This is a genomic window from Catenulispora sp. EB89 (genome assembly GCF_041261445.1).
GTDB lineage: Bacteria > Actinomycetota > Actinomycetes > Streptomycetales > Catenulisporaceae > Catenulispora.
Map to the genome: position 1 here is coordinate 63,414 of NZ_JBGCCU010000043.1, position 18,822 is coordinate 82,235.

General features: G+C 68.4%; 13 protein-coding genes and 1 other RNA gene. 10 read left to right on the forward strand and 4 right to left on the reverse strand.

Features of this window, described 5'->3' with window-relative positions; genetic code table 11:
• Nucleotides 1–10: 10 nt before the first annotated feature.
• Nucleotides 11–1,138 carry a ferritin-like domain-containing protein gene (locus ABH920_RS47855; RefSeq protein WP_370356125.1) on the forward strand — a complete coding sequence of 376 codons (1,128 nt, stop codon included), beginning with the start codon at nt 11–13 and terminating at the stop codon, nt 1,136–1,138.
• 43 nt (nt 1,139–1,181) lie between these two features.
• Here the strand turns inward: ABH920_RS47855 and ABH920_RS47860 are convergent, their stop codons facing one another.
• The 4 genes from ABH920_RS47860 to ABH920_RS47875 form a co-directional block, all read right to left on the reverse strand.
• Nucleotides 1,182–1,538: a DUF429 domain-containing protein gene (locus tag ABH920_RS47860; protein ID WP_370356127.1), complete on the reverse strand. Its 357-nt coding sequence runs from the start codon at nt 1,536–1,538 to the stop codon at nt 1,182–1,184.
• A 385-nt stretch (nt 1,539–1,923) separates the two neighbouring features.
• A complete protein-coding gene (locus ABH920_RS47865; RefSeq protein WP_370356129.1) occupies nt 1,924–2,385 on the reverse strand; it encodes a DUF2231 domain-containing protein in 462 nt (153 codons plus the stop codon).
• A 78-nt stretch (nt 2,386–2,463) separates the two neighbouring features.
• Nucleotides 2,464–3,822: a DUF4241 domain-containing protein gene (locus ABH920_RS47870; RefSeq protein WP_370356131.1), complete on the reverse strand. Its 1,359-nt coding sequence runs from the start codon at nt 3,820–3,822 to the stop codon at nt 2,464–2,466.
• A gap of 57 nt (nt 3,823–3,879) precedes the next feature.
• Entirely contained in the window at nt 3,880–6,657 is a 2,778-nt protein-coding gene (locus ABH920_RS47875; protein WP_370356133.1) for an FHA domain-containing protein, read from the reverse strand.
• 314 nt (nt 6,658–6,971) lie between these two features.
• Here ABH920_RS47875 and ABH920_RS47880 point away from each other — a divergent pair, with 314 nt between their 5' ends.
• The 9 genes from ABH920_RS47880 (at nt 6,972) to ABH920_RS47920 (ending at nt 18,502) form a co-directional block, all read left to right on the forward strand.
• Complete coding sequence (locus ABH920_RS47880; protein WP_370356135.1) at nt 6,972–8,903, forward strand: protein kinase; 1,932 nt, start codon at nt 6,972–6,974, stop codon at nt 8,901–8,903.
• A 153-nt stretch (nt 8,904–9,056) separates the two neighbouring features.
• Complete coding sequence (locus ABH920_RS47885; RefSeq protein WP_370356137.1) at nt 9,057–11,216, forward strand: protein kinase; 2,160 nt, start codon at nt 9,057–9,059, stop codon at nt 11,214–11,216.
• Between the two features lie 9 nt (nt 11,217–11,225).
• Nucleotides 11,226–12,332 (forward strand): peptide chain release factor 2, encoded by a 1,107-nt coding sequence (gene prfB / locus ABH920_RS47890; protein ID WP_370356139.1) that lies wholly within the window; start codon nt 11,226–11,228, stop codon nt 12,330–12,332.
• A 460-nt stretch (nt 12,333–12,792) separates the two neighbouring features.
• Nucleotides 12,793–13,482: a cell division ATP-binding protein FtsE gene (gene ftsE, locus ABH920_RS47895; RefSeq protein ID WP_194904879.1), complete on the forward strand. Its 690-nt coding sequence runs from the start codon at nt 12,793–12,795 to the stop codon at nt 13,480–13,482.
• A gap of 57 nt (nt 13,483–13,539) precedes the next feature.
• The gene (ftsX, locus tag ABH920_RS47900; RefSeq protein ID WP_370356142.1) at nt 13,540–14,472 is read left to right on the forward strand and encodes a permease-like cell division protein FtsX; all 933 of its coding nucleotides are present in this window, start codon (nt 13,540–13,542) and stop codon (nt 14,470–14,472) included.
• 27 nt (nt 14,473–14,499) lie between these two features.
• Entirely contained in the window at nt 14,500–14,985 is a 486-nt protein-coding gene (gene smpB / locus ABH920_RS47905) for an SsrA-binding protein SmpB (RefSeq protein WP_012785626.1), read from the forward strand.
• 219 nt (nt 14,986–15,204) lie between these two features.
• Nucleotides 15,205–15,589: a transfer-messenger RNA gene (ssrA, locus tag ABH920_RS47910) on the forward strand.
• 413 nt (nt 15,590–16,002) lie between these two features.
• A complete protein-coding gene (locus tag ABH920_RS47915) occupies nt 16,003–17,301 on the forward strand; it encodes a hypothetical protein (RefSeq protein WP_370356145.1) in 1,299 nt (432 codons plus the stop codon).
• A gap of 1 nt (nt 17,302) precedes the next feature.
• A complete protein-coding gene (locus ABH920_RS47920; RefSeq protein ID WP_370356147.1) occupies nt 17,303–18,502 on the forward strand; it encodes a tyrosine-type recombinase/integrase in 1,200 nt (399 codons plus the stop codon).
• Nucleotides 18,503–18,822: the final 320 nt, after the last annotated feature.

The window sequence follows — 18,822 nt, forward strand, 5'->3', positions numbered from 1 at the left end:
GGAGTCCGCTGTGTCCACACACGACCTCTACACCCTCCCGGCCGACCACGAGACCTGGGACGTCGCCAACACCGGCTACTCACGCTTCACCTGGGAGTACGACGACGGCCGCGACCGGCTGCTGCGCCTGTACCAGAAGGGCAAGGACAAGCAGTGGGACCAGGTGACCCGGATCGACTGGGGCATCGAGGTGGACCCGGACAACGTCCTGGGCTTCCCGCACGAGACCAGCCCGCTGTTCGGCTCCGAGATCTGGGACCGGATGACCCCGGCCGAGCACGACGAACTGGGCCGCCACCAGGTCGCCTGGCAGTTCTCGAACTTCCTGCACGGCGAACAGGGCGCGATGATCTGCTCGGCCCGCATCGTGGAGTCGGTCCCGGACCTGGACGCCAAGTTCTACGCGGCCACCCAGACCATGGACGAGGCCCGCCACGCCGAGATCTACAGCCGCTTCCTCAAAGAGAAGGTCGGCCTGTTCTACCCGATCAACGACCAGCTCAAGGCCCTCCTGGACGACACCCTGTCCGACTCCCGCTGGGACATGCCCTACCTCGGCATGCAGGTCCTCATCGAAGGCCTGGCCCTGGCCGCCTTCGGCGTCATGCGCGACCTGACGGACATGCCGCTGCCGAAGCAGATCCTCGCCTACGTCATGCAGGACGAGGCCCGCCACGTCGCCTTCGGCCGCCTGGCCCTGCGCGACTACTACAAAGAGCTGACCCAGGCCGAGCGCGACGAACGCGAGGAGTTCGTCGTCGAGGGCTGCTACCTGATGCGCGACCGCATCAACGGCCGCGACGTCTACGAGCACCTGGGCCTACCGGTCGAGCGCTGCATGGAGCTCAACGAGCACTCCGAGTACTACACCGCCTTCCGGAACCTCCTGTTCACCCGCATCGTGCCGACCGTGAAGGACATCGGCCTGTGGGGCCCCCGCGTCCAGAAGGCGTACGAGGACATGGGCGTCCTGACCTACGCCGGCACCAACGTCGAGGAACTGATGCGGGCCGACGAGGACCTGGCCGAACGCCTCGACCGCGAGAAGCGCTTCGCGGTCGAGGAGGCTGCGCGCGCTGCTGATGTGGATGCGGTGATCGCGGCGGGGGAGGGGAAGGCGGAGGAAGGCGGGGAGTAGGGCTCGTCACCGGCGTTAGGACACTTAACCGGCGTTAGGACACTTACCGGATGAGGCTGTCCAGGCTGCCGGGGAGGGGCAGGTGTATCCAGCCTTCGACGGTGGCAGCCTCGTTTTGCTCAATGCCTTGAGGTGGCGTGGTGAGCGCCAAGGCGACGGCGCGGGCGACGAGAGCGGCGACCAGGGCGTCGAAGGCGTGCTCGTTCGACTCGTATCCTTCGCGGGCGCCGGGTTCGAAACGTAGTCGTGGCATCGCGCCGAGGACGGCATCCGTCGAACGGACCGCCTCCAAGCCCCACACTGCGCGGGCCCCGGCCGGGTACACCTCGACCACCGGCCCGGCGCCGGTGCGGTCCACCGGCCGGCCACGGACGGCAAGCTGGTCGGCCAGGATGCCCACCGTGCCGCGGTCGCGCCGAGCTTGTCCATCGACACCGAGAGCGGATAGCGTCCGGTCTCCCGCTGACACACCAGGTCGGTCAGCCGCAGCCGCATTCGTGGGTAGTACTCGCCTTGCCTGTCCCTGCCCGGCCACGGTTGATGAGCAGTGTGCGCTGCGACCGCTTCCACGAACGCGGTCGGCCATCCGAACAGGCAGTCGATCCCGGCTCGTTCACCCGCGGCCAGGCCCGAGAGAAGGTCGAGCAGTTCTTCGTCTCGGCATTTCAGCCTCGGGGGCTTTACGGCAGCTCCGTCCGGGCCCCACAAGATCTCCGCAGCGGCTGTGGTCCTGGGCTGCGCGGCGAGATCGACTCCGACCGTCCGTTCCATGCGGCCCTCGGCCGCTACTTGGTGATGTACCCCGACCACGTCGCCCGGGCCCCCGCGTCCCCGACCCGCACCGTCTGCACCACCGCGGCCACCGCGACCGCGGCGGCGATGATCGCGAACACCGTGGTCAGCGGCGGGCGCTCGTACTTCTCGGCGAGGACCAGCAGGATCGCGGCGACCAGCAGGCCGAGGATGTACCAGATCAGCGTCATGCCGAGGTTCTTGTGGTCGATGACCTGCTTCAGGGTGCGCAGCCCGGGCTGGTTGTTGAAGAAGGCCTCACCGGTGAGGCGGGCGATGTAGGTTCCGACGGCCGCCAGCGCGTCGACGACGATGATCGCCAGCCCGATTTTCCCGGTGCGCCATTGCGGGCGCACGGCCATGCCGACCGTCGCCAGGGCCGCTACCGGGATGCCCACGACCACCAAGTGGATCACGAGGATGTGGCTGGGCAGGTCGAAGATCTTGTACGTCACCGACGCCTCCGTGTGATGGCATTTGCTGGAGCTAACGTACGGCACCTGTCTATGGGTTCAATGCGCGCGCGACCCGTTCTAGCGGCCCATTCGCCGTGCCCAGAACTCCGCCTGCGCGTCGGCGGTGTCGTTGAAGAACTCGAGGATGCGCTGTGACGTGAACGCCTCGACACCCTCCACTTCCCGCTCCTCCAACTGCGCCACGCCGGGAACCTGTCGCGCCGGCGTTATAGCGCTCGGCCCCTCGACCTCGACGCCCCGCCCCAGCAGCCGCATGTCGGCGACCAGACACGCCACCTGCCCGGCCGCGTCCCGCCCGATCCAGACCGGATACGACCCGTCCCCCTTGCCGCTGGGGAACGTCAGGAGCTCCGCGACTCCGTCTCCCGGAATCGTCGCCTCCGCGGCCTCTGCGTCTTCCGCGTCCTGATAGGCCGCCAGCGCATGCACAGCGGACGCGTCCATAAAGGCCGCAGTCCCGGAGTCCACCACGAACCCGAAGAACTCCGAAGCCCCCAGCAACCGCTCGTCCTGCCCCGGCCGCAGCGCCAACTCCCACGTCGCCACCGCCTCGTCGCTGACCCGCACCCGCGCGGCCGCGACCACATCCGTCTCCCGCCCCGTAGCCCGCAACCGCGCGGTCTCCACGGCGTACTCGCCGGGCGCGAGCGTGACCGTATAGGGCGCCGCGGCCTGTTCCCCCTGCAGCTCGACCGTCACCGGGTCCGCCGCGACGATCCGCCCCGTCTCCAACCGCAGCCGCCCGACCGCCTTCGGCGTCCGCACCTCGAACACGTCGCCCTGCCCGTTCCGGATCCGTACGCCCGGGACGAACAACGCCTCCAGGGCCGTCGGCCGCGCCCCCTCAGGGGCGCTCCACGGCGTCCAGAACGGCCCGCCGGCCTCCGTCTCGGGATCCGGCGCGGTGACGAACTCCAGCGGCTCGAACGTGCCGAGCAGCCAGGCGTCCACCGGCCACTGCCCGAACTCCGGCACCGGGATCCTGTGCAGCGGTTCCGGCAGCTTCACATAACTCGTGAACTGCCCGCGCCGCGTGTCGTCCAGCGTCGCGCGCACCGGCTCGTCCGGCCAGAAGCGGAAGGTGATCCGCAGGTCCGCGCCGAACTCCGGCTCGTCGTCGTCCACATGCCGCCACGCCTTGAGCTCGCGCAGCATCAGGTGGTCGCCGAGATCCCTATAGGAGAACTTCAGAGAACGCCGGCCGGCAAGGTCGAAGGAGAACACTCCGACGTACCCGGCGCCGGTGTCCACCTGAACCAGGGCCCGCGGCTCCGCGTCAATACTGAGCAACGCCGCATAGCGGCGCCCCGCGCTATGCCGCTCGCGCGCGGTCTGTTCCTTAAGAGGCCGGAACGCAGCATGGGCCGCAGCATCCCAGCCCTCGCAGTACTCGACCTCGACGCGTGTCGGCTCCATGGGCCCGCGCCCTCCCTCGCTCCCGTCCGTTCCTCTTACTCCTTACTCCACTGCCTTTTACTCCACAGCCTTCTTCAACGCGCCGATCAACAGAGACAAGTCCGTCGGTCCGCTGTCCGCGTCCCGCCGAGCGCGCACGACGCGCACCGGCTCCCCGAGTTCGTGCCAGTCCTGGATCCGCACGGTCGGACGGTGCGACGGCGACGCCGAGGACGCCATCGGCACGCTGATCCCGGCCGCCTGGAACGGCACCACGGCTCCCGACGGCAGCTTCGCCTGAGCGCGCCCCGGCAGGTAAGGCCCGCCCGGCGCAGCCGTCACCGCGCCGGCACCCAGCAGCAGCCGCAGCGCCTCGGGGTTCGAGGTCTGCATCGCCACCCGCAGGTCGGCGGCCAGGCACACCGGGGCACTGAGCGCGGCCAGCAACGCGCGCTCGCCGGTGGCGTTGCCCGGGGCGCCGTATCCGGCGGTCTCGATGACCGACGCGCCGAGTACGATCCGCAGCCCGAACCGCCGTCCGCGCTCGGCCAGCCCGGCCAGCGTCTCCACGAACGCCGGGTGCTCGGCGGCCAGCGCGGTCAGGTTGTCGACGGCCAGCAGCATCCGCGGCGGGGCCTTGCGGCCCGGCGCGCCTCCGCCTCGGCCGACCGGTACCAGCGCGCTGCCGCTCGGCTGTCCGCCGAACGCGGACGGCATCGACGGCCCGCCTGGTACTCCCGGTGCGCTCGGACCGCCCGGCCCGGTCGGACCACCCGGCCCGGCCACTCCACCCGGCCCTGCCGGCCCCGTCAGCCCGGCCGGTCCGCCGCCATAAGGGTCCGGCTCCTCGTCCGGCGGCCACTCCCGCTGGTCGAGCTCGTACTCCAGCCGCCGCACCAGCCGCGCCAGCGCCTCGTCGCCGGACGCGGAGGCGTCGACGTACTCGAAGACGTGCGGCAGGTCCTCGCACGGCGCCAGCGGCTTGCCGGGGCCCGCCGAGACCAGCGCGATGTCCAGGGTGTCCGGGTGGTTCGTCGCGGCCTGCCCGGCCACCACCGCCCGCACCAGCTCCGACACGCCCGAGCGCGAGTCGCCGCCGATCAGCAGGTGCGCGGGCTCGGCGGCCAGCGGGCCGTCGGCGACCCGGCCCAGCGCGATGCGCGGGGTGGCCGGGTACGCCTCCCAACGCGCGGACAGCTTGGCCGGCGTCAGCAGGTCCAGGCCCAGCAGCTCCAGCAGGCGCACCTGCTCCGGGAGGTGCGAGGCGGGGGAGACCCGGTCGATGCGGGTCTGCTCGTCCGGAGAGGTCGGGGTGTCGGTGCCGTCCCGCAGCGGCGCCAGGGCCCGCGCGAAGCGGTCCGCCCACGCCACCGACACCATGTCCGCCACCGCGCCCTCGACCGGCGCCGCGTGCGGGGTGTCGACGCGCAGCCGGGAGTTCACCTCGCCGCCCAGTGTGACCATCGCACCGGTCTGCGGCGGCAGGTCCCCGGCCCGCTCGGCCAGGCAGATGGTGAACACCCCGGCCACCGGCCCCTCGGCCAGCACCTCGTTGAGCTCCGGGGACCCGGCCAGCGTCCGGATCGGGTCCACGACCAGCACCACCGCGCGGCCGGAGTCGGGCGTCGAGGTCACGCCGGGCGCCGGGGGAGGCGTGCGGCCGGTCCGCTGCCGGATCCGCTCGACCAGCTCCCCGAGCCGGGCCCGCGCCTGCTCCGGGCCCAGGCCCAGCAGCCGCGAGCAGTCCTGCTCGTCCTCGGGCACCAGGTGCGGCAGCCAGCGCGTCCAGCGCCAGTGCTCCTCGCCGGTGGTGCCGCCGTGGTCGCCGGACTCCGGGACCACCATCACGATCTCGACGTACTTCGGGCTGTGCGCGCCGGCCACCTGCGCGAGCGCATAGCGCGCCAGGCGCGCCAGCTCCGGGCGTGGCCCCACGAGTCCGACCACCCCGCACTGCGCGAGGTCCACCGTCACCGGCACGGTCGGCACCCGCGGCTGGACCGCCTTGCCGCCGACGACGGTCACGCTGGAGGGCAGCGCTCCGGTGCCCAGCCGCAGCCGCAGGAAGTCCGGCTCCCCGGGACGGCGCTCCCACAGGCGCGCGTCGGGGCGTACCGCGGACACCAGGAGCGTCGCCGGGTCCGGCGCCGCCTCGCGCCGGATCCGCGCCTCGGCGGTGAGAGCTCCGGCGATGCGGCGGTCCGCCTCGGCGCGCTCCCGCTCGTACTGGTCCATGGCGATACGGCGCTGCGCGGGCCGTCCCTTGTCCGACGGACGCGGCGGAAGGTCGATGCGCACCTGGGGCGGATCGGCCGGACCACGGCCCCAGCCGACACGGCCGACCGCCACGTGGCCGTTGCCGTCGGGGTGCACAGGCAGGTCCGGTACACCGCTGGCCTCTACAGACAGCGCTATAGAGGATTCGCCCATACGCAACAGAGAACCCGGGCGCATCTCTACAGGAGCGCCGCCTACCTGCGCGCCGTCCAGAGTCATGCCGTTGGTAGAACCGAGGTCGCGCACATAGACACGCGTGTACTCATGTTCGTGGCGTACCAACAGCTCTGCGTGAATACGGGAGATATCGGGATCATCCACGCGGATGTCGGCGTCTGCTCCCCGTCCGATCCGGATCGGGAGTTCCCCTCCGTATCCGTCATCCTTAGGAGTGAGTAGGTGCACGCCTCCGGCGTCCGGCCCGGACACCACATACAGCGCGAGACTCCCGATGAGGGTCGCCGGCGTCCCCGGTACGTCCAGCCACAGGCGCGCGCCGTCCACGAGTAACGGTCGGCCCAGCGGCGCTTCGTCTTCCAGCGGATCCAGCCCGGCGAACAGCCGTCCCGGTGCGCTCACGCCGGCGGCGGTGCGCAACTGTTGCGCTACGGAAGACAGAGTGGCGCCCGGCTCAGCGGTCACTAGAACGTCAGCGGAAGTCTGCCGGGATCCCTGGGTTCGAGTGACGGTGAGCCGGATCTGCATGGGGTGCATCCTCGCATGAGGTGACAGCTACGCGACACGGATGGCCTCTCAAGCCCTAGTCTTTGCCCTGGAGGGTTCTTCTCAAGCTGCCCCGGCGCGTTCACAGGAGTGGTTCGACGACGCGGCGGGTGCGTGGGAGAGCGCGACTCGGCAGTGCAGTGGTCGGTACTGGGGGGATGAGGAGCAGCGTGGGCAGGGCGATCGGAAGCAGGTACGAGCTCGACGACGAGATCGGCCGCGGTGCGTTCGGCGCGGTCTGGCGCGGCCGGGTGCGCGCGACCGGCGAGGCCGTCGCCATCAAGGTGCTCCTCGAGGAGTTCGCCGCCGACGCCGACGTGGTGACGCGGTTCCTGCGCGAGCGCGCGGCCCTGGTCGGCCTGAACCACCGCTCCCTGGTGCGGCTGCGCGACCTGGTCGTCGAGGGCGACATCCTGGCCCTGGTGATGCAGCTGGTCGAGGGCCCGGACCTGAAGAAGTACCTGGCCGGCCGCGGCCGCCTGCAGCCGGACGAGGCCGGGCTGCTGGTCGCCGAGGTCGCCGAGGGCATGGCCGTGGCGCACTCGGCGGGCATCGTGCACCGCGACATCAAGCCCGCGAACGTGCTGCTGGAGCAGGCCGACGGCGGGCTGCGCCCGCTGCTCACCGACTTCGGCATCGCCCGGATCGCCGACGCGCCCTCGGTCACCCGGACCCACCAGGTCGTCGGCACCCCGTACTACCTGGCGCCCGAGGTCGTGGCCGGGAAGAAGGCCACGCCGGCCGCCGACGTGTACGCCGCCGGCGTCATGCTCTACGAGCTGATCACCGGCCACCCGGTCTTCCGCGGCCCGGACGCGGTCAGCGTCTTCCGCCAGCACATGAACACCGTTCCGGAGCGACCCGCGGAGATCCCGCAGCGGCTGTGGCCGGTCATCGCCGCGGCCCTGGTGAAGGAGCCGGAGGCGCGGCCCTCGGCGACCGTGCTGGCCGCGCAGCTGCGCGCCGCCATCGGACGCACCGTGGAGGGCGCCGACGGCGAGCCCACGCACCACCTGCCGGTCGAGGAGCAGTACGGGACGCTGCGGCTGCCCCCGATGGTCGGCGGAGTCGCCGCGGCGGCTGCCGGTGCCGCCGGACTCGCTGCGGTCGGCGACATCTCGAAGCCCGGCCCGGGCTCGCCCGCCCCGGCGTCCGCCAGCGCCCCGACCACCGCCATGCCCGCGGTCTCCCCGGCCGCCGCCGCAGCCGCCGCCAAGGCGGCCTCCGCGGCCGCCTCCGCCATCGAGCCGACCATCCCGGTCGTCCGGCCCGCGGCGGCCTCCTCGGCGCCGCTCCCGCAGCGCCCGGCGCGCATCGACGGCAAGATCGCGGGCTGGGACGCGCCCTCGGAGCCGGACGCCATCGGCGCCGGCGTGTCGCGCCGCCCCGCCGAACCCGGCAAGGTCCCCGGCTGGGACGCCCCGTCCGACCCCGACGCGATCGGCGCCGGCGTCTCCCGGCGCGCCGGCGGCCCGCCGCAGCCGCTCCCGCCGCACATGCAGCGCCAGCTGGAGCACCTCCACAAGGAGCACCAGTCCGAGCCCGCGCAGTCCCAGCAGCAGCGCCTGGCCTCCTACCCGCCGCAGCCGCAGTTCGCCCCGCAGGGGTACCAGCAGCCGGGTCCCCAGGGCTACCACCAGCCGGCGCCGGGCCAGCCGTACGGGCCGCCGAACCAGAACCAGGGCGGCTACCAGCCGACGCAGTTCCAGGGCAGCGCCGCCGCCCCGCCGCGGCCGGTGGCCCAGGCGCCGCAGCGCCAGGCCCCGCCCCGCGAGCGGGAACGCGAACGGGAGCGGGAACGCGAGCGCGAGCAGCCCCGGCCGCAGGTGCAGAAGACGGTCGTCAAGCGCCGCCGCGGCCTGCCCATGGGCTGCCTCATCAAGCTGATGATCCTGGCGCTCATCGGCTTCGGCATCTACACCGGCGTGAACTGGGCCATGGCCAAGATCAACGGCGTCCACAAGGACCTGAACAACTGGGTCGCGCACGAGTGGCACCAGATCGCGCAGAAGATCGACCTGGAGAAGAAGAAGGTCGTGCCTCAGATCCCGGGGCCCTCCAACCTCCCCTCGTCGCTGCCCGGAGTCAACAACACCCCGTGAGCCACCCCGTGAGTCGTTGACCGCTGAGGCGACCACCTGACAAGCGTTACGGCGAGCCCGCTTGCCCGAAAGGCGTCAAGCGCGGGAAAGTTTCGTGTCTCCCGTTCTTCCCACACGGGTGACACGGCCAGCGGACAGGATTGAGAAGACCTCGTGGCGCGGAAGATCGGCAGCAGGTACACCATCACCACGGTGCTGGGCCGCGGGACGTGCGGCACCGTGTGGGAGGGCGAAGGCCCGGACGGGCCGGTCGCCGTCAAACTGCTCCGTGAGGACCTCGCCGCGGACCAGACCCTGATCGCGCGCTTCGTCCAGGAGCGCACCGTCCTGACCTCGCTGCAGCACCCGAACGTGGTCGGGGTCCGCGACCTGGTCGTCGACGGCACCGACCTGGCCCTGGTGATGGACCTGATCCGGGGCTCGGACCTGCGCCACCTGCTGGACGCCGAGCACGCGCTGCGCCCGCAGCTGGCCGTGCTGGTCGTGGCCGGCGTCGCCGAAGGCCTGGCCGCCGCGCACTCGCAGGGCATCATCCACCGCGACGTGAAGCCCGAGAACATCCTGCTCGACCACTCCGGCGGCGCCCTGGTCCCGCGGCTGGCCGACTTCGGCATCGCGCGCCTGGTCGACGGCCCGCGCCGGACCCGCGCCACCCGCATCATCGGCACCCCGGACTACCTGGCGCCGGAGGTCATCGAGGGCCTGCAGCCGGGCCCGGCGGTCGACATGTACGCGCTGGGCACCGTGCTGTTCGAGCTGCTGGCCGGCTGGACGCCGTTCGGCGGCGGCCACCCCGGCGCGGTGCTGCGCCGGCACGTCACCGACAAGGTCCCGCCGCTGCCCGGCGTCCCCGGCCCGCTGGCCGCGCTGGTCGCCTCCTGCCTGGCCAAGGGCCCGGCGGCGCGCCTGACCGCCGCGGAATTCGCCGCCCGGCTGCGCGACCTGGCGCCGCTGCTGGAGGACATGCCGCCGCTGAGCATCCCGGACCCGCGCGAGGGCGGCTGGGACGTGCGGTCCTCGGCGCGCGCCAGCATGCACGGCGGCCGCAACCCGACCATCGACCCGATCCCGATGCGGCACAGCGGCATCGTCCCGCTGGTGCACAACACCGAGGTCAAGGACGAGGACGAGGACACCCACCTGAACCTGATGCGCCCGATCCGCGATCGGGACCAGGGCGAGGTGCGGCGGCGGTCCGGCACGGGCAGCTATGACGTCTCGGAGCTGCGTGCCGAGCGGGCTAATGCCACCGCCGGCTCTAAGCGTCCCCGGTGGATCGCCGCTACTGCGGCCGCACTGTTGGTCGGGGGAGCGGCGGCTGCGATCGCCATGGGGATGTCTGGCGGGGATGACTCCGGCAAGGACAACAAGGCGCACTCGCAGGGGCCGGCTGGAGCGACGACCTCTCCGGTGTCCTCCCCGTCCTCCCCTCCGGGGACTACTACGCGGTCCGCCGCAGTAGGGCTGAGTTTCCAGCCCGCGCATGAGCTGCCTCCCGTACCGGTCTCCATTCAGGGCGCACCACGTACCGCAGTCTTTAAGGACGCCTCTGGCACGACGACACTCTTTGTGTTCGTCACCGGTAGCGATGACACGGTCTGGTACCTGCCGGGGGAGAACAGTCACTCCTGGCTCCCTCTGCACGGACTGAAGACGAATACAGAGCCCGCTGTAGTAGCGACAAGCACGGGGCACCTGGAGCTGTTCGCTGTGCGCGACAGTGACGGAGTCGTGCACCAGCGCAGCTATACGGCCGGCGGCTGGTCGGCGAAGTGGGTTCCGGTCGGCACCGCGAAGCTGCACGGTGCTCCGGGGGCGCTCGCCGGTTCCGACGGTTCCGTCGTCATCGCGGCGGTCGGGAGCAACAAGACTTTGATGACCTCTACGGGGACTCCCTCAGGGACCTCTGGCGACTACACCTGGAGCGACTGGCAGCCGGTTTCGGCGACGGCAGACCTGGGCTCCGGTGTCGCGCTGGCGTCGACTCCGGCGACGTCCGGGTTCACCGCGTACGTGTCGCGCGCGTCCGATGAGGGCGTTGTGGCGATCGCATATGCGAACAAGCTGTGGGGTACCCCTGTGCTGACCCCACTGTCGGGCCTTCCCACAGCGGCTACCTCAGGTGACGGCACCGCTTATGTCTTCGTGCGTTCAACCGGTGGTTCCGTCAAGGCCATGAACGGTAATGGCCAGGCCGGCGCCGGTGGACTCCAGTCCGTGCTGCCGCCCGGCGCGACGGCGACCCCGGACGGCCGGGTCGCGGTGGTCACTGCGGAGTCTCCGACGAGGCTGCGGGTCTCGTACTCCGGATAGGCTTGTCACGTGGCTACAGATCCTTCCGAAGAGCTCAAGAACCTCCGCGCGACCATGGCCTCCATCGAGGCCGTGCTCGACCTGGACAAGCTGCGCACGCAGATCGCGGACTTGGAGGAGCAGGCCTCGGCCCCGGATCTGTGGAACGACCAGACCAAGGCGCAGGCCGTGACCTCGAAGTTGTCGGGGCTGCAGGCGGAGCTGAACCGCTTCTCCACGCTGAACCGGCGCCTGGAGGACGTCGAGGTGCTCTTCGAACTCGGCCAGGCCGAGGGCGACGCCGACACCCTGGCCGAGGTGCAGGGCGAGCTCATCGACGTCTCCAAGTCGGTCGGCGAGCTGGAGGTGCGCACGCTGCTGTCCGGCGAGTACGACGCGCGTGAGGCGCTGGTGTCGCTGCGTGCCGAGGCCGGCGGCGTGGACGCCGCGGACTTCGCCGAGATGCTGCTGCGCATGTACACGCGCTGGGCCGAGCGGCACGGCTACCCGACCGAGGTCTACGACACGTCGTACGCCGAAGAGGCCGGGATCAAGTCCGCGACCTTCACGGTCAAGGCGCCCTACGCGTACGGCACCCTCTCCGTAGAGCAGGGGACCCACCGCCTGGTGCGCATCTCGCCGTTCGACAACCAGGGCCGGCGCCAGACCTCGTTCGCCGCCGTCGAGGTGGTGCCGGTGATCGAGCAGACCGACCACGTCGACATCCCCGAGGACGAGCTGCGGGTCGACGTCTACCGCTCCTCCGGCCCCGGCGGCCAGGGCGTCAACACCACCGACTCCGCGGTGCGCATCACGCACCTGCCGACCGGGATCGTGGTGTCCTGCCAGAACGAGCGCTCGCAGATCCAGAACCGGGCCTCGGCCATGGCCGTGCTCCAGGCCAAGCTGCTGCAGCGGCGGCGCGAGGAGGACCAGGCGAGGATGGACGCCCTGAAGGACGACTCCTCGGGGTCCTGGGGCAACCAGATGCGCAGCTACGTCCTGCACCCGTACCAGCTGGTCAAGGATCTGCGCACGAACTACGAGACCGGCAACACCACCGCCGTGCTGGACGGGGACATCGACGAGTTCATCGAGGCCGGGATCCGCTGGCGCAAGCAGCGGGAAAACGGTTAAAAAGCGACACAAGCCGCTATATAGCGCACTCCGTGCTATATAGCGGCTTTCTCATGTATATGGGCACCACGTATAGCGATGATCCATTAATGGATGGTCGTGGTGAGAAAAGCCACAGCCACGAGCAAGGTCAACAGGACCGCGGTCATCGCGGAGAAGGACACGCCCCCGGACTGGCCGTGCATCTGGGCCCTCTGGCCACGGCAGACGCTGCACCTGCCCTCGGACACCGGACCCGCGCAGTTCGCGCAAACTAGGTGCTCACAGCACATGCCGCCTCACCTCCTGTGTTCCGTACCCGCCGGCAGCCGGTGCGGATTGTGGTTCCCGGGCGAAGGGGCCATGAACCCCTACTTCCGGCGTGTACTGTCATCTCTACTGTGACACTACGACCGAGCGTACGCATAAGTGCCCACGGGGGCTTCCTGAAGGCTGCGCTTGTCGCGGAGGCGATGCCAGCATGATCAGATTCGACAAGGTCACCAAGACCTACCCGAGCCAGAACCGTCCGGCGCTGGAGAACATCTCGCTGGAGATCGAGCGCGGCGAGTTCGTATTCGTCATCGGCTCCTCCGGTTCCGGAAAGTCGACCTTCATGCGGCTGATCCTGCGTGAGGAGCGGCCCACGGCCGGCCGGGTGCACGTGGCCGGCAAGGACCTGGCCAAGTTGTCGAACTGGAAGATCCCGCAGCTGCGCCGGCAGATCGGCACCGTGTTCCAGGACTTCCGCCTGCTGCCGAACAAGACGGTGGAGCAGAACGTGGCCTTCGCCCTGGAGGTCATCGGCAAGTCCCGGCCCACCATCAACAAGGCGGTGCCGGAAGTGCTGGAGCTGGTCGGCCTGGGAGGCAAGGGCGGCCGGTTCCCCAACGAGCTCTCCGGCGGTGAGCAGCAGCGCGTGGCGATCGCCCGGGCGTTCGTGAACCGCCCGATGGTGCTGATCGCCGACGAGCCCACCGGAAACCTGGACCCGGAGACCTCGGTCGGCATCATGAAGCTGCTGGACCGGATCAACCGCGCCGGCACCACGGTGGTGATGGTGACCCACGACCAGGCCATCGTGAACCAGATGCGCAAGCGCGTCCTGGAGCTCGACAGCGGCAACCTGGTGCGCGACCAGTCGCGCGGCGTGTACGGATACGTCCGCTAGAGCGCCCACGAATACGCAGCACTAGAAGCAGAACTCACGTAGGAGTCCCGACCCACTATGCGCGCACAATTTGTCCTGTCCGAGATCTTCATCGGTCTGCGCCGCAACCTCACGATGACCGTAGCCGTCATCGTCTCCGCGGCGGTGGCCCTCGGTATGCTCGGCGTCGCGCTGCTGATGCTGTTCCAGACCAGCCACATGAAGGACTTCTGGTACGGCAAGGTCGAGGTCACGGTGTTCATGTGCACCAAGGACGACCCGAACCTGCACCCGACCACCTGCGCCTCGGGGCAGGCCACGCAGAACCAGATGAACACCCTGCAGGCGCAGCTGACAGCGAATCCGCTGGTCCAGCAGGTCTTCAGCGAGACCCAGGCCGAGGCGTTCGTGCGCTACGAGGCGATGACCAAGGGCAGCGAGAACGGCAACGCGATGTCGGAGTACGTGACTCCGGACCAGATCCCGGCCTCCCTGCGGGTGAAGCTGAAGGACCCCAGCACTGTGAACATCGACGCGATGATCAGCAGCTACCAGGGGCAGCAGGGTGTGGAGACGGTGTCGGACCAGAGAGCCGTCCTGCAACCACTCTTCAAACTCCTGAACGGCCTCACAGTGTCGGCGACGACAGTCGCGGTGGTCATGGTGGGCCTGGCGCTGATGCTGATCGTCAACACGGTCCGACTGTCCGCGTTCAGCAGACGGCGAGAAACCGGCATCATGCGCCTGGTCGGAGCCTCGAACTTCTATATCCGATTGCCATTCCTCATGGAGGGCGCGGTCGCCGGCCTGGGCGGCGTGGCGGTGGCGGCGCTGGGCGTCATCAGCTTCAAGTACTTCCTGATCGACCGGGTCCTGGCCCCCAACTTCACCTCCACCAGCTACGTGGGCTGGGACAAGGTGATGCTGACGGTCGTGATCCTGATCCCGGTCGGCCTCCTGATGGCGGTCGGCGCCAGCGCCCTGTCCCTCCGGAAATACCTGAAGGTCTAGCGGCGTTCATCGGGGATAATGAACCCCATGCCGAAGGAACAAGGCCAGAAGGTCATCGCCCGCAACAAGAAGGCGCGCCACGAGTACGAGATCGAGGCCACCTACGAAGCGGGCATCTCCCTGACCGGCACCGAGGTCAAGTCCCTCCGGGCGGGTCGCGCCAGCCTCGTCGACGGCTACGCGGTCATCAAGGACGCCGAGGTCTGGCTACAGGGCGTACACATCGCCGAGTACGCGGAAGGCACGTGGACCAACCACTCGCCCCGCCGCAACCGCAAGCTCCTCCTCCACCGCGCCGAGATCAACAAACTCATCGGCAAAACCAAGGAGACCGGCCTCACGCTGATCCCCCTGGAGCTGTACTTCAAGGACGGCAAGGTCAAGGTCGAGATCGGCCTGGCGCGAGGCAAGAAGACCTACGACAAGCGCCAGACCCTCATGGAGCGCCAGAACAAGCGCGAGGCCGAGCGCGCGATGGCCGCCGCCTTCAAGCGCAACAACCGCCGAAAGTAGCCGCCTCCACCACGGTGACCAGGACCGCAGCCCGACGGCAAGGGCGGACAGCCCCTGATCACTCCCCAGTTCGCCCACGGCGAACCCGCTGGAGTCTGCCCGCCCGAACCGCTACCCTTGGATCACGGCCCCGGGAAACCGGAGCCGACTGCTTGACAACTACACAGAGACGACCAAGCGTCAGAAAACCAAACGTTTCCGACCAGAGTCGTCCGACAAGGGGCCGAACGGTTTCGACATCGGACGTTTTGGCAGGGGAAGCGGGCCGAGGAAGCAGCGATGATCTCGTTAACCACACGCTGCACAAAAAATAACTGCCAACAAGACGCAGCTGAAGTCGCAGACCGCTTACGGTCTCGCCGCCTGACAATAATCAGGTAATGACTTCTGTCGACCCGGGAGCGCCTCCGGCCCGGTAAGACATCATTAGGAGGATCCACCGCCTGACACGGCCACAGGGCCAGGCGGGACACCAATGTGGCTGGGCCTGTCAGCAGCGTGCCTGTGAGACTGCCGGGGCCAAGAAAAGCGAACACAGGCTGCGCCCGGAGAAGCCCTGGCAAGTCGCCGATGGACGCGGGTTCAATTCCCGCCGGCTCCACAATTGCAAATGCCGCCCGACACCCGTCGGGCGGCATTTTTGCATTTCAAGGCCTTGCCGCCCAGCTAAACCGGAATTTCTAGCACGGGAATTCTCGAAATAGGCGTCTCATCGAGTCGTCATTCCGATCATGTTTTTGCGGCGGTCGCGGCGAATGCGCGGTGAAAAGATCATGGTCTTTGGTCGGGCTCGGTCGAGGTGGTGACCCTGCTCTGCGTCGCGGAGTTCGTTGCAGGATGCCTTCTCGGTTCGTAAAGAGGGGGAAAATGTGTCAAGCGGCACAAATGAGTATAAAAGCGCCGACTTTTTTGTCTCGTAGTTCACTCATTCGTGTGCCTTTGGTGTCTTGGTGAATCGTTCGGGTAGCCCTTGATACTGACCTCGTCAGTCTCTATCAGCTGCGGATCGAGGAAACTGTGCTGGCAAAGCAGCGACTGAACCAGCGCCAGGTCGAGGTCCTTGCTCGGATCGTCGCCAATGACGTCCCGGTGACATGGCGGGATTCGTCTTTGGCCTTGACTGTGTACGCGCTGCGAAGTCGTGGTCTGGTAGAAACCATCGGGTCTGATGGTATGTGGTCGGCTGTGGCCACGGATGCTGGGCAGTATTACGCCGATTGCGGCACCTATCCGCAACGGCCAGATGGGTCCAGCGGGGTTCATGCGAATACGAGCGAAGCGAAGACCTCGACGGCGCGGAAGCTCCTTAGCGCGAATGAGCTCGTCGCTCGAATAGAAGCCGCCGGAGGCACGCTGACGATTTCCGATCCCGATCCAGCTACCCGGGCATGGTGGCGCAGTTCGATCCAGTCGGCGATCAAGTGCGGTAGGCGGCTCGACTTCACCGGCAGGGTCCGAGGAGACCTGATCGTCAGGATCGGCGCACCCCGCTCTGACGAGGCCCGACGGCCAACTGTGGCACCTGCGCCGACGCCACCCTCGGTGCCTGAGACCGAGTTTAGACATCCGCTCGTAGTCGAGCTGCACAAGTTGATAGCCAAGGAGAATGCACAGGCACATCGAACAGGACCCGCCGTAGGGCCTCTGCCGCGTGTGTCACCCGGATTGGTGAACCAGGCGCTGCGAACCCTGGACGCCCTCTTCATCCAGGCCGAAGAGCGCGGCTACCGCGCCCGCCCCGTAGAGCGGCCCCGGCCTCGCCAATTCGCCCGTTACCGCCTACTCATCGGCGGTAAGGAGTTCCCGATCGCCGTCATGGAGCACGGCGAGGTGCTGGTCCTCAAACTCGAGGACGTACAGACTGGTCGTCGCATCTGGCACGACGGAACGCGTACTCGCCTTGAGCACAAGGTGGAGGACGTCTTGGACACTCTTGAAGAGCGCGTCCATGAACTCGATCGACGACGTGAGCACCGCGAAGAGTTCGATCAAGAGATTTCAAGAACGCGTGAGACCGAGGCCGAGAGTCTGCGAGCTGCATATCAGCAGGCTTGGATTGCCGGCTTTCTTAGCCGGCAGGTGGCGGCCTGGCGGCTTGCGGGCGAGGTCAGGTCGATGTGTTCACAGTTGCAGCGCGACGTTCGCAAGGGTGCGGCGTCAACCGCCACCGCCGACTGGATCACATGGGCGCTGGAACAGGCCGAACGCATCGATCCGACCACGCGACCGCTGACCGTCCCGGTCGTCCCCGAACCGACTTCGGTGTGTTTGGAGCGCTTCGAGGAAACCGAACCTGCGTTGATGCTGGAGGCTTGAGATGCTGCAGATCCTTGAGGTCCCGCCCACCGATGGCAGTCTCACGTTCGGCGAATATGCGCTCACCTGGTGGCTTCCCAACCTGGTTGTGGAGGCCACGACACGTAGGGGCTACACCTCCAACCTCCGCAAGTATCTGCTTCCGGTGTTCGGCGACATGCGCCTGACTGAGATCACCAAAGCTCACGTGCGCGTGTGGGTCGGCCAACTGATCGCCTCTGGTGCGGGTCCATCGACGGTATACCAGGCGAAGAGCGTCCTCAGCTCCGCCTTTACGATGGCCCTCGACGATCAGTTGGTGACGTTCCATCCGTGCCGCGGCGTGCCTGGACCGCCGATCCCACGTAAACCTCGTCAAGTCATCACCCTTGAGCAGTTCGAGTTGATCTACGAGAACCTAGGCGATGACCACATGCGCCTCTTGGCGGAGACCGACATCGAGACCGGCCTCCGCTGGGGTGAGCTGACCGAACTTCGAGCAGGAGATCTCGATCTGGATAGTCAGCTGCTGACGGTCAGCCGTGCGGTGGTGGAGCTGACTCCGGAGTTCCATCCCACCGGCGGCCGGTTCTTGGTCAAGGAGTACCCCAAGGACAAGGAATTCCGACGGATGAAACTGAGCGCCAATATCACCGGCAAGCTTGAGGATCACATCGCCGAACACTGCATTGGCCGCGACGAGCTCTTGTTCTCCACCAGGTACTACGTCCGGTCTGAGCGTGAGGTCGACCTGGATCCCCTGACCCTCGGGATGACGGAACCAGATGAGAATGGCCGCTGTCACTGGCACGGCACCACCACTGCTTACGCTCACGGGTGTCGCTGCACCTACTGCCGCGCGGCTGTCGCTCAATACCGAACCACGCGCCGCGCACAAGGCAAGGACAGCCCGCGTAAACCCCGGTTCCGCGACACCGACGGCCATCTGTCAGCCAACTGGTTCCGCAACCAGATCTGGCTCGGTGCCGTAGAGCGCGCCGACATCGACATGCGGGTCCGCACCCACGATATGCGCCACGCTCACGCCTCCTGGCTGCTCGCAGGCGGCGCCGACCTGCAAGTGGTGAAGGAACGCCTCGGTCACGCGAGCATCCGTACCACGGAGGTCTACCTACACACTTTGCCCGACGCCGACGAGACAGCTCTCAACGCCCTAGTCATTTCGGCTCGTTGCCGCGCCGCCTGGTCGGCGCGAAAATGACCCGTGCGGGTGCCGTTCGCGGCGAGGCCGATCTGTTCTTGGGTTCATATCCCGTGCCCTAGTCCGGCATTGGCCGCTGGTTGGGGCTGTGTCCTGTTGCTTCGAGCACGCCGGTTAGCTTTGGCGTTGCCCTGATGCGGCTGCGTGGACGGCGCCTGCGTGATGTCGCTGGGGAGCGCACGTCGGGAAGGGAGTCCCGATGGACGAGTTGGCCGAAGTAGTGGAACTAGGCCGTGTCTGAGAAGTGGTTCATAGCCAGCCGTTGATGGCTGCGATGGTGACGGTGGCCTGGTAACGGCAGGCGAGCTTGTCGTACCGGG

What these genes read in the sequence shown, in the direction of transcription:
- ftsX (WP_370356142.1), top strand. Translation starts at nt 13,540, where the DNA reads ATGCGCGCACAATTTGTCCTGTCCGAGATCTTCATCGGTCTGCGCCGC.
- ftsE (WP_194904879.1), top strand. Translation starts at nt 12,793, where the DNA reads ATGATCAGATTCGACAAGGTCACCAAGACCTACCCGAGCCAGAACCGT.
- ABH920_RS47870 (WP_370356131.1), bottom strand. Translation starts at nt 3,822, where the DNA reads ATGGAGCCGACACGCGTCGAGGTCGAGTACTGCGAGGGCTGGGATGCT.
- ABH920_RS47920 (WP_370356147.1), top strand. Translation starts at nt 17,303, where the DNA reads ATGCTGCAGATCCTTGAGGTCCCGCCCACCGATGGCAGTCTCACGTTC.
- smpB (WP_012785626.1), top strand. Translation starts at nt 14,500, where the DNA reads ATGCCGAAGGAACAAGGCCAGAAGGTCATCGCCCGCAACAAGAAGGCG.